Source organism: Actinocorallia lasiicapitis (genome assembly GCF_054778695.1).
The window spans coordinates 1-9,450 of sequence record NZ_BAAGZI010000227.1; the positions used below are offsets into that span (position 1 = coordinate 1).

General features: G+C 71.6%; 9 protein-coding genes and 1 pseudogene. 5 read left to right on the forward strand and 5 right to left on the reverse strand.

Annotated elements, in window-relative coordinates; all coding sequences use genetic code 11:
- A partial coding sequence (locus ACYVE7_RS22150) for a CaiB/BaiF CoA transferase family protein (RefSeq protein ID WP_460366909.1) occupies positions 1-1,065 on the reverse strand: 1,065 nt, incomplete at its 3' end.
- A 45-nt stretch (positions 1,066-1,110) separates the two neighbouring features.
- On the opposite strand from ACYVE7_RS22150, the gene ACYVE7_RS22155 reads away from it, so the two are divergent.
- From ACYVE7_RS22155 to ACYVE7_RS22175, 5 genes are all read left to right on the forward strand, one after another.
- Complete coding sequence (locus ACYVE7_RS22155; RefSeq protein WP_460366910.1) at positions 1,111-1,653, forward strand: uridine kinase family protein; 543 nt, start codon at positions 1,111-1,113, stop codon at positions 1,651-1,653.
- 80 nt (positions 1,654-1,733) lie between these two features.
- On the forward strand, positions 1,734-2,657 hold the full coding sequence (locus tag ACYVE7_RS22160) for an ABC transporter ATP-binding protein (RefSeq protein ID WP_460366912.1): 924 nt from the start codon (positions 1,734-1,736) through the stop codon (positions 2,655-2,657).
- Complete coding sequence (locus ACYVE7_RS22165) at positions 2,654-3,460, forward strand: ABC transporter permease (RefSeq protein WP_460366913.1); 807 nt, start codon at positions 2,654-2,656, stop codon at positions 3,458-3,460. The genes ACYVE7_RS22160 and ACYVE7_RS22165 overlap by 4 nt, the downstream gene beginning before the upstream one ends.
- A gap of 43 nt (positions 3,461-3,503) precedes the next feature.
- The gene (locus ACYVE7_RS22170) at positions 3,504-3,878 is read left to right on the forward strand and encodes an FKBP-type peptidyl-prolyl cis-trans isomerase (protein ID WP_460366914.1); all 375 of its coding nucleotides are present in this window, start codon (positions 3,504-3,506) and stop codon (positions 3,876-3,878) included.
- Between the two features lie 159 nt (positions 3,879-4,037).
- Positions 4,038-6,131: an MFS transporter gene (locus ACYVE7_RS22175; RefSeq protein ID WP_460366915.1), complete on the forward strand. Its 2,094-nt coding sequence runs from the start codon at positions 4,038-4,040 to the stop codon at positions 6,129-6,131.
- Here ACYVE7_RS22175 and ACYVE7_RS22180 read toward each other — a convergent pair.
- From ACYVE7_RS22180 to ACYVE7_RS22195, 4 genes and pseudogenes are all read right to left on the reverse strand, one after another.
- Positions 6,085-7,248, reverse strand: coding sequence for a DUF6986 family protein (locus tag ACYVE7_RS22180; RefSeq protein WP_460366916.1), 1,164 nt, complete (start codon positions 7,246-7,248; stop codon positions 6,085-6,087). The genes ACYVE7_RS22175 and ACYVE7_RS22180 overlap by 47 nt on opposite strands.
- Positions 7,245-8,144, reverse strand: a complete 900-nt coding sequence (locus ACYVE7_RS22185) for an aldose 1-epimerase family protein (RefSeq protein WP_460366917.1) — start codon at positions 8,142-8,144, stop codon at positions 7,245-7,247. Before ACYVE7_RS22185 ends, ACYVE7_RS22180 begins: the two co-directional genes overlap by 4 nt.
- A 20-nt stretch (positions 8,145-8,164) precedes the next feature.
- On the reverse strand, positions 8,165-9,097 hold the full coding sequence (locus ACYVE7_RS22190) for an AurF N-oxygenase family protein (RefSeq protein ID WP_460366918.1): 933 nt from the start codon (positions 9,095-9,097) through the stop codon (positions 8,165-8,167).
- Positions 9,098-9,234: 137 nt separating this feature from the next.
- Positions 9,235-9,450, reverse strand: a pseudogene (locus ACYVE7_RS22195) (FdrA family protein); the annotation flags it as partial.

Genomic DNA, 9,450 nt, shown 5'->3' on the forward strand with positions numbered 1-9,450 from the left:
GGGGTGGGAGTCGAAGCGGAGGGCGGGGCCAGGGAGGTCGATGGGGCCGAGGGTGGGGTGGTCGACGGTGATGAGGAGGCCCTGGGAGAGGGTCTGGGGGCTGGTGTAGACCTCGTCGAGGGAGCGGATGGCGCCAGCGGGGACGCCGGCGTCGGTGAAACGGGCCAGCCAGGTGGAGCGGGGGGCCGCGGCCAGGGCGCGTTCGATGGCGGCGGTCAGTTCGGGGCGGCGGGCGGTGCGGTCGGGGAGGGCCGCGTAGCGCGGGTCGTCGGGGTCGAGGCCGACCAGAGGGGCGAAGCGGCGCCAGATCGACTGGTTGGCGACGCCGATCTGGAGCAGGCCGTCGGCGCAGCGGAACGTGCCGTAAGGAGCGAGGGACGGGTGGTCGTTGCCGAGAGAGGCGGGGACCTCCTTGGCGACCGTCCAGCGGGTGCCCTGGAAGGCGTGCGCGGCGACCACCGAGGCCAGCAGCGACGTCCGGACGACCTGGCCGCGGCCCGTGCGCTCCCGCTCATACAGGGCGGCGAGCACCCCCGACACCGCGTTCTGGGCGGCGAGGATGTCGGCGACCGAGAGCCCGACCTTGCTGGGCTCCCCCGGCGGCCCGGTGACGCTCATCAGCCCCGCCTCGCCCTGCACGATCGCGTCATACCCGGGACGTCCGCCTTCGGGACCGTCGTGCCCGAACCCCGTCACCGACATGATCACCAGCCGGGGGTTGAGCTCCAGCAGCGCGGCGAAGCCGAGGCCGAGCCGGTCCATCACCCCGGTCCTGAAGTTCTCGACGAGCACGTCGGCGCGTTCGATCAGCCCGCGCAGCACCGCGAGGTCGGCGTCGTCCTTCAGATCCAGGGCGATCGACTCCTTGCCCCGGTTGCAGGCGAGGAAATAGGTGCTGACCCCGTCGACGAACGGCGGCCCCCAGCCGCGCGTCTCGTCGCCGGTCCCCGGCTGCTCGACCTTGACCACGCGGGCCCCCAGGTCGGCGAGGGTCTGGGTGGCGTGCGGACCCGCCACCACCCGGCTGAGATCGATGACGAGCAGCCCTTCCAGCGGACCGGACATATCCCCACCTCCAGCGGCGAAGTATTCCAGTGCGACGATGGGCTGATGGAGCTGCCCGTCCTGGAACCGTCGCTCGGGCGGATCCGGCTGATCGCGGTCGACGGCCCGAGCGCCGCCGGAAAATCCACCTATGCCCGGATACTGGCGGAGCGGATCGGAGCGCCGCTGATCGGCTCGGACGAGTTCCCCGTCCCCTGGGACGGCCCGCCCCTCGCCTGGTGGCCGCGGATCGCCCCGCTCCTCGACGCCCTGGCCCGCGGCGAGACGGCCGTCTACCGGCCCTACGACTGGCGCTCCGCGACCCTCGGCCCGCCCAAGAAGGTGCCCGTCACCGACTTCCTGATCCTGGAAGGGGTCGGCGCGGCGTGGAGCGGCTGCCCCGCCGCCTACCGCATCTGGGTCGACGCCCCCTACGAGCTGCGCCGCGCCCGCGCCCTCGAACGCGACGGCGCCGAACTCCTCCCCCAGTGGGAGGCGTGGACGGCGCGGGAGGCGAAGCACTTCGCCGCCGACCCGGCACGGCCCGATCTGATCGTCACCCCGGATTCCTGGCGGCCTCCACCGGCGCGCCGCCGAACCCGCCGGTAGGCTCACGCGGCGGTAAATTCCCGCCGCCGCCCCGGCCAAGACGCCCGTTCGGCCCGGACGCCCGCTGGTAGACCGGCCCTGTGATCAGAGCGCAGGGCCTCACCAAACGCTACGGGGAGAAACTCGTCGTCGACCGTCTCGACTTCGAGGTGCGGCCGGGGATCGTCACCGGGTTCCTCGGCCCGAACGGCGCCGGAAAATCCACCACGATGCGGATGATCCTCGGGCTCGACCGGCCCAGCTCCGGCAGCGTCACCGTCAACGGCCGGGAGTACCGGGAGCTGGCCGCACCGCTGCGCGAGGTCGGCGCGCTGCTCGACGCGCAGGCCGTGCACCGCGGACGCAGCGCCTACCAGCATCTGCGCTGCCTCGCCCAGTCCAACGCGATCCCCCGCTCCCGGGTCGCGGAGGTGCTGCGGCTGGTCGGCCTGGAACGCGTCGCCCGACGGGCGTCCGGCGGGTTCTCGCTCGGAATGGGCCAGCGGCTGGGGATCGCGGCCGCGCTGCTCGGCGACCCCGCCGTGCTGATGTTCGACGAGCCGGTCAACGGGCTCGACCCCGAGGGCGTCCGGTGGATCCGCACGCTGCTGCGGACGCTGGCCGCCGAGGGCCGGACGGTGTTCGTGTCCAGCCATCTCATGGCGGAGATGGCGCTGACGGCCGACCATCTCCTCGTCATCGGACGGGGCCGGATCCTCGCCGACATGAGCGTTCAGGAATTCATCGACGCCAACACCGACCCCTACGTCACGGTCCGCACGACCTTTCCGAGGGCGCTGATCCCGCTGCTGGAGCGGCGCGGCTGCTCGGTCGAGGAACTGCCGGACGGCGCCCTGAAGGTGAAGGGCGCCTCGGCCGTCGCCGTCGGGAACGTCGCGGGCTCGGCCGGGATCTGGCTGCACGAGCTGACCACGGCGCGGGCGTCGCTCGAAGCGGCGTTCATGAGCCTGACCGGCGACAGCGTCGAGTACCAGGCCGGGATTCCGAGGGGCGGCGTCCTGTGACGGCGCTCCTCGAAGCGGAGCGGCGCGCGCCCGGTTTCGGTGACGCCGTCGCCGCCGAATGGACCAAGATCTGCACCGTGCGGTCGACCTACTGGACGATCCTCGCCAGCCTGCTGGTCTCGATCGGGGTCAGCGCCGCCCTGGCCGCCGCCATCACCGTCACCTGGGACAGGACCCCCGCCCGCGAGAAGGCGCTGTTCGACCCCGCGTCCGCGGGGATGATCGGCATCAATCTCGGCGTGCTGATCCTCGCCGTCCTCGGCGTCCTGGTGATCACCGCCGAGTACTCGACCGGCCTGATCCGCACCTCACTGACCGCCGTCCCCCGGCGCGGCCGCCTGCTCACGGCCAAGGCGCTGGTCCTGACGGTCATCGCGTTCGCCGTCGGCCAGCTCTCGGCGTTCACCAGTTTCCTCGTCAGCCAGGCGCTCTTCTCCGCCGAACGGATCGACGCGTCGATCACCGATCCCGGCATGTTCCGCGCCGTCTTCGGCGGCGGCGTCTACCTGACCCTCGTCACCCTGCTGGCCTTCGGCGTCGGTGTCCTGCTCCGCCACACCGCGGCCGCCATCACCGTGGTCGTCGCGGTCATGTTCGTCCTGCCGATCCTCACCGTCATCATCCCCGGCTCCCTCGGCGACACCATCACCCGTTTCATCCCGTCCAACTCCGGCGCCGCCATCACCATCGTCCACCAGAGCCCCACCTACCTCTCCCCCGCGGCGGGCCTCACCGTCTTCTCCTGCTACCTCCTCGCCACCCTCATCCCCGCCTACCTCCTCTTCCACCACCGCGATGCCTAGTAGCCTGCTGTGGTCTCATCCGAACTGATTGGGAGCCTTTTCCATGGCGCTTGAACGCCCCGAGATCGATTTCCCTGAGGGCCCGCCGCCCGCCAACCTCGAGATCACCGACCTGGTGGTCGGGGACGGCGACGAGGCGACCAAGGGCTCGAACGTGAGCGTGCACTACGTCGGCGTGGCCTACTCCACCGGCGACGAGTTCGACGCCTCGTGGAACCGCGGCAGCACCCTCGACTTCCCGCTCGGCGCCGGCCGCGTCATCAAGGGCTGGGACATGGGCGTGCAGGGCATGAAGGTCGGCGGCCGCCGCAAACTCGTCATCCCGCCGCACCTCGCCTACGGCGACCGCGGCGCGGGCGGCGCGATCAAGCCCGGCGAGACCCTCATCTTCGTCGTCGACCTGGTCGGCGTGAGCTAAGGGCAACAGCCGCAGATCGGTGAAGTCCCGGCAGGGTTGCCTGCCGGGACTTCACCGTTTCCAGACCCCCATGGTCACCAAGTGTGTCCGTGGGGCTACAGAGATCAGAGTGACGTGGGGGAAGAATCGGCTGGGTGACCGGACTGCGGAAGGTGGCCTTTGCCGAAGAGAACGGACGAGCGGGACGGCGGCTCGGCGCGCTGGTGGATCCTCGCGGTGATCGGCGCCGCGCAGCTCATCGTGGTGCTGGACGCGACGATCGTCACGATCGCGCTGCCGTCAGCGCAGGCCGATCTGGGCTTCGACGACGGCGATAGAACCTGGATCGTCACCGCTTACGCGCTGGCGTTCGGCAGCCTGCTGCTGCCGGGCGGCCGGATCGCCGATCTGGCCGGGCGGAGGGCCGCGTTCCTGGTCGGGCTGGCCGGTTTCTCGGCGGCGTCCGCGCTGGGCGGTGCGGCAGGCGGGTTCGCGGTGCTGGTGACGGCGCGTGCGCTTCAGGGCGCGTTCGGCGCGGTGCTCGCGCCGGCGGCACTGTCGCTGCTGGCCACCACGTTCACCGAGGGCAAGGACAGGGCCAGAGCGTTCGCGATCTTCGGGGCGATCGCCGGTTCCGGCAGCGCGATCGGGCTGCTGCTGGGCGGGATGCTCACCGAGTACCTGAACTGGCGGTGGACCCTCTACGTCAATCTGGTGTTCGCGGCGGTGGCGATGGCCGGTGCGGTCGTCCTGCTGCCGCGGGCTCCGCGCGACCGGAGCGTCCGGCTGGACGTGCCGGGCACGGTGCTGGCGTCGGCCGGTCTGTTCGCGCTGGTCTACGGGTTCGCGACGGCGGAGCGGCACGGCTGGTCGTCGGGGTCGACTCGGGTGCTGCTCGGTTCGGGGGTGGCGCTGCTGGCCGTGTTCTTCTGCTGGCAGGCGCGGGCCCGGCATCCGCTGCTGCCGCCCCGGATCGTCACCGACCGGGACAGGGCCGCGGCCTATCTGTCGGTCGGTGTGGTGGGGGCGGCGCTGTTCGCGGTGTTCCTGTTCCTCACCTACTTCATGCAGCAGGACCTGGGCTACTCCCCGATCAGGACGGGGCTGGCGTTCCTGCCGATGGTCGCGGCGCTGATGGCGTCCTCGGGGGTCGCGACGAGTCTGCTCGCCGACCGGTGGGGCGCCAAGGTGGTGGTCCCGGCGGCGATGGCGATCGGCGCGGGCGGCCTGTACTGGCTGACCGGTCTCGATCCCGGGCGGGGGTACGCGGCCGGGATCCTGGGGCCGCTGCTGGTGATCGGGGTGGGCTGCGGCGGGGTGTTCGCGCCCGCGAAGAACGTCGCGACCTACCGGGTCGAGCCGCGCGACGCGGGGGTGGCCGCCGCCACGCTCAACACGACCATGCAGGTGGGCGGGTCGATCGGCACCGCGCTGCTGAGCACGGTCGCGGCGACGGCCGTCGCCGACTACTTGCGCGGCCGGAACGCGGCGGATCCGGCGGTCGCGGGCCGCGCCACCCTGCACGGCTACGCCACGGTCTACGCGTGGGGCGCGGTGCTGTTCGCGGTGGGGGCGGTGCTCGCCGCGCTGCTGTTCCGGCGGCTCCGTCCCGAGCCCGGCCCCGAACCGCTGCCGACGTGGACGGTCGATCCGTGGCGCAGCCTGCTCATCAGCGATGACGCCTACCGGGCGCTGCCGCGGAACGTCGCACGGACCGTCGAGATCGTGGACGGCCGTGTGGTCTACTGCGAGGCCTCACCGCCCGACCACGAGGTGGTGTCCTGGCGGCTGGCGGTGGCGCTGCGCGTCACCCGGCCGGCCGACTCGCGGCTGGCCGTCCTGCAGGGCCCCGACGTCCGTTTCATCCCGCCGGTCCCGCTGGCCGACGACCACCGGTTCACGCTGCGCCGTCCCGACATCGCGATCCTGCGCAGCCACCGCGACGCCTCCGCTATCACGACGGACGACGTCCTGGCGGTCGTCGAGATCGCCCATCCCAATTCGCTGACGGACTTCGCCGACAAGCGCGCCGAGTACGCCTTCGCCCGGATCCCCGTCTATCTGATCGTGGTGATGACGGGCGGCCGGGTGCATTCGGTGGAGGAGTACCGGCTGGACTGGTCGGGCCGCTCCTACCAGGTGGCGGCCGTCCACAACGACGCGCTGGACACCGAGCTGGCCGACGGGCTGAAGGTCAACGTCCCGTTGGCCGAGCTCACCGGCCCTGTCACAGTGCCGAAGGATCCAGCGCCCCGCAGGCCACTCCCCGCTTGAGCCGGGCGGTCAGCGCCTGGATGGCGGGGGTGGCGGGGGTGCCGGACGCCTGCCAGGCGCGGAGTTTGCCGATGGCTTCCTCCGCGCCGGTCAGGTGGTAGTCGTACAGCGTCGCGTAGCGGGCCGGGAGGTGGGCGGGGTGGAGGTCCCAGCCCTGGTAGTAGCCGTGGGTGAGGGAGTGCCTGACCTGGGTGGCGTGGGTCTGCCAGGTGGCGGTGACCTCGTCGGCGCCGTCGTCGCGGGGCGACAGGTTGGACGGCCCGTCGGAGATCCGGACGGGGGTGTCGGCGGTCGCGGTCTGGAGCAGGTGCCGGGCGTGGTCGCAGGCCGGGTGGTCGAGCCGCTGCTGTTCGGGCGGCAGGTCGAGGGCCCGCGCGTAGGCGGTGGCGCCGAAGTGCAGGGTCTGCACGCGGCCCGCGCCTGCCTTGAGGATGTCGGGGACCGTCGTGACGGCCGCGGGGTGCTCGAGCTGGAGCTCGCAGTGGAGGGTCTTGGGCGGCAGGCCGAGCGAGGTCTCCAGCCGGTCCAGATAGTCCGCGAAGATCATCACCTGGTCGGGGCCGAGGACCTCGGGGATGGTGATGACGAACCCGCCGGGCAGCCGGCCGAGCCGGTCGCGGAGCGAGGTGAGGAAGCCGTCGATGGTCCGGAACGAGCGGGCGGCGGAGGCGAGGGACTTGACGCGGATGCCCCAGAAGTGCGGGAGCTGCTGCGCCTGGTAGGCGCCGGCGACGGCCTCCACCACCTGGACGATGTCGGAGTCCTCCTCGGCGTCGGAGCGGGCGCCGTAGCCGTCGGCGAAGTCGATCCGCAGATCCTCGACGGGGTCCTTCTGGAGTTTCGCCGCGACCCTGGCTCTGATCACCCCGGCCAGCGAGGGATCGAGCATGAACGTGGCCCCGAAGGAGCCGTCGCCGGGGGTGTGCTTGTTCAGCAGCCGCAGCGCCTCGGTGCCGAGGTCGGGGGCCGTCGTCCGGGAGAACCGGTCGGCGGCCACGAAAACGGTGTGCACCGGCTGGCGGCCTTCGGCGCGGCCTGGCCGGCGCCGGGCGTGTGCGGCCCCGGCGGCGCGCAGCCGCTCGGTCAGGTCGTCGGTCTTGGTCACGCTGAGGTTCACAAGGAAATGATCCCCCATGATCCGGCAAATGTGTCCCCCGGCTTGAGAGTGATCAGATCGACACCTGTGTCGAAGGCGTTGGGCGGGCAGGTCATCGGTTCGGCGGCCAGACCGGTCCGCCGCAGCTCAGGGGTCAGATCGTCGGCCGTGTAGAGCTGGAGCCAGGGGTGGTTGGCGTCGGCCCACAGCCCGACGGTTCGGCCGCCGCCGGACAGCCCCACCCAGATCCGGCCGTCGGTGAACGGCAGATCGGTGTAGGCGGTGTCGAGCCGGCGGTCGCCGAACACGCCGCCCGCCGACAGGTCGTAGGGCGTGCCGGCGACGGGCACGGGCAGCCCCGACGGGATCAGCCGGTCGTTGACGGGCTGGTAGCGGCCGCCGCCGAAGGTGACCACGCACGCGTCGAGGGGGCGGCCGACCGTCAGATAGGGGTGGGCGCTCTGCCCGTAGGGCGCGTTCCGGGTGCCGGTGTTGGACGCCGACATCCGTGCGGTGAGGCCGTCTTCGGCCAGTGTGTAGGTGATGGCCAGGTCGAGCCGGAACGGGTAGCCGGGCCGGCCGAGCAGCCGGTGTCCGAGCGTCACCGAGCTCGCGGTCCGCTCGATGAGCTGCCAGGGCTCCCAGCGGACCAGCCCGTGGATGGCGTTCTCGCGGGCCGGTTCGTTGAGCGGGAGCCGGTGGGCGACGCCTTCGAAGGTGTACTCGCCGCGGTCCACCCGGTTGGGCCAGGGGGCGAGGAGCTGGCCGAACCCGGCGGGGGTGAGCTCGTCGGGGTCGTGCTCCAGGATCAGCGGAGCTCCGTCGTGGGTGAGGACGCGCAGCCCCGCGCCCTGCTCGGTGAGTACGGCCTGGTACGGGCCGAACGCGATGGTGTGCTGGGTCCCCGACAGAGTCATGGGGACATTCTGGCGGAACGTCAGGGCTGCAAGATCCCGTAGTGCTGCCACACTTTCCTTGCCGGGCCGTCCAGCAGACCTACCTCGTCGAAAAAGGTCGCGGTGCGCTTGAACATCCAGGCGAGCGTGTCGCGCCGGTGCGGGCTCTGCGCCGCCACCCGCACGGCCTCTTTCGGGTCGAGCCCGACGGCCGTGTAGCAGGACGGGTGGATCAGCCCGCGGGAGATCTCGTACGCGGCGGGTGTCAGCATCAGCGCGTAGGCCCGCCGTCTGGCCGGCGACAGCCGGGCGACCTGCCGCTTCAGCTCTTCGCGCGCGTACTTGATGTGCCGTGCCTCCTCCACCACGTGGATCTTGCAGACCTGCTGGACCAGCGGCTGGAGTTCGGGGTCGGCCATGATGGCGCGCTGGAGGGTGTCGGTGGTCTCCTCGACGACCAGCACCATGGAGAACTTCTGGACGGGCTGGTAGATCCCGCCGATGATCTTCCCGGCCTGGTACATCCACTCCGGGGGCTTGGTGGCGCGCAGCCCCATCGTCCGGATCAGCCGGGCGAACATCATCGAGTGGCGGCACTCGTCGGCGATCTCGGTGAGGGCGTATCCGACGTCGTGGCTGTCGACCTCGCGCCGCCACGCGTGCAGGACGAGCGCCTGGATGAGCATCAGCTCGGAGTAGATCCCGTAGGACATCGTGCTGGCCAGCTCCCGTTTGGACAGCTCGATCCGCTGGGCCTGGCTGAGCCCGTCCCACAGCCGGGTCTCGTACAGGGAGACGCACTGCGGGGGCATGTAGAAGCGGTCGGGGTCGAGCGGGGTGTCCCACGCGACGTCGACGTCGGGGTCGTAGGAATGCTTGCGGGAAGTGGCCAGCAGCCGCTCGGCGACGACCTCGCGGTCCATCAGCCGGAGTGTGTGGTCGCCGTCCTTGCAGCGGATCACCGCGGTCTCCATGAAAGCTCCCTTACGGTGTACGAAACTCTTAGGTACACCTAAACACGGGGCGTCGAGGACTGTCGAGAGTGAGCCGCCTCACACGGGAGGGGCGGGGTTTGCGCAGAAGTTGCCAAAGGCCCCGACGGGCGGGGCGATCAGGCCGAGAGGCGGGCGAGCACCGATTCCTCTTCGCCGGGCGCCGCGGAGACCACAGGAGTTGCCAAACGGCGGGCGGCCTCGCGCAGCAGCGCCGACACCTCGGGGGTCGGCGGCTCGGCCGCGATGACGATCAGGCTGATCGCCGGGTCGGCGGCGAGCGCCGCCAGGGCCAGGGGGGTGGAGCGGCCGCAGACGGCGGCCGACAGGTCGCG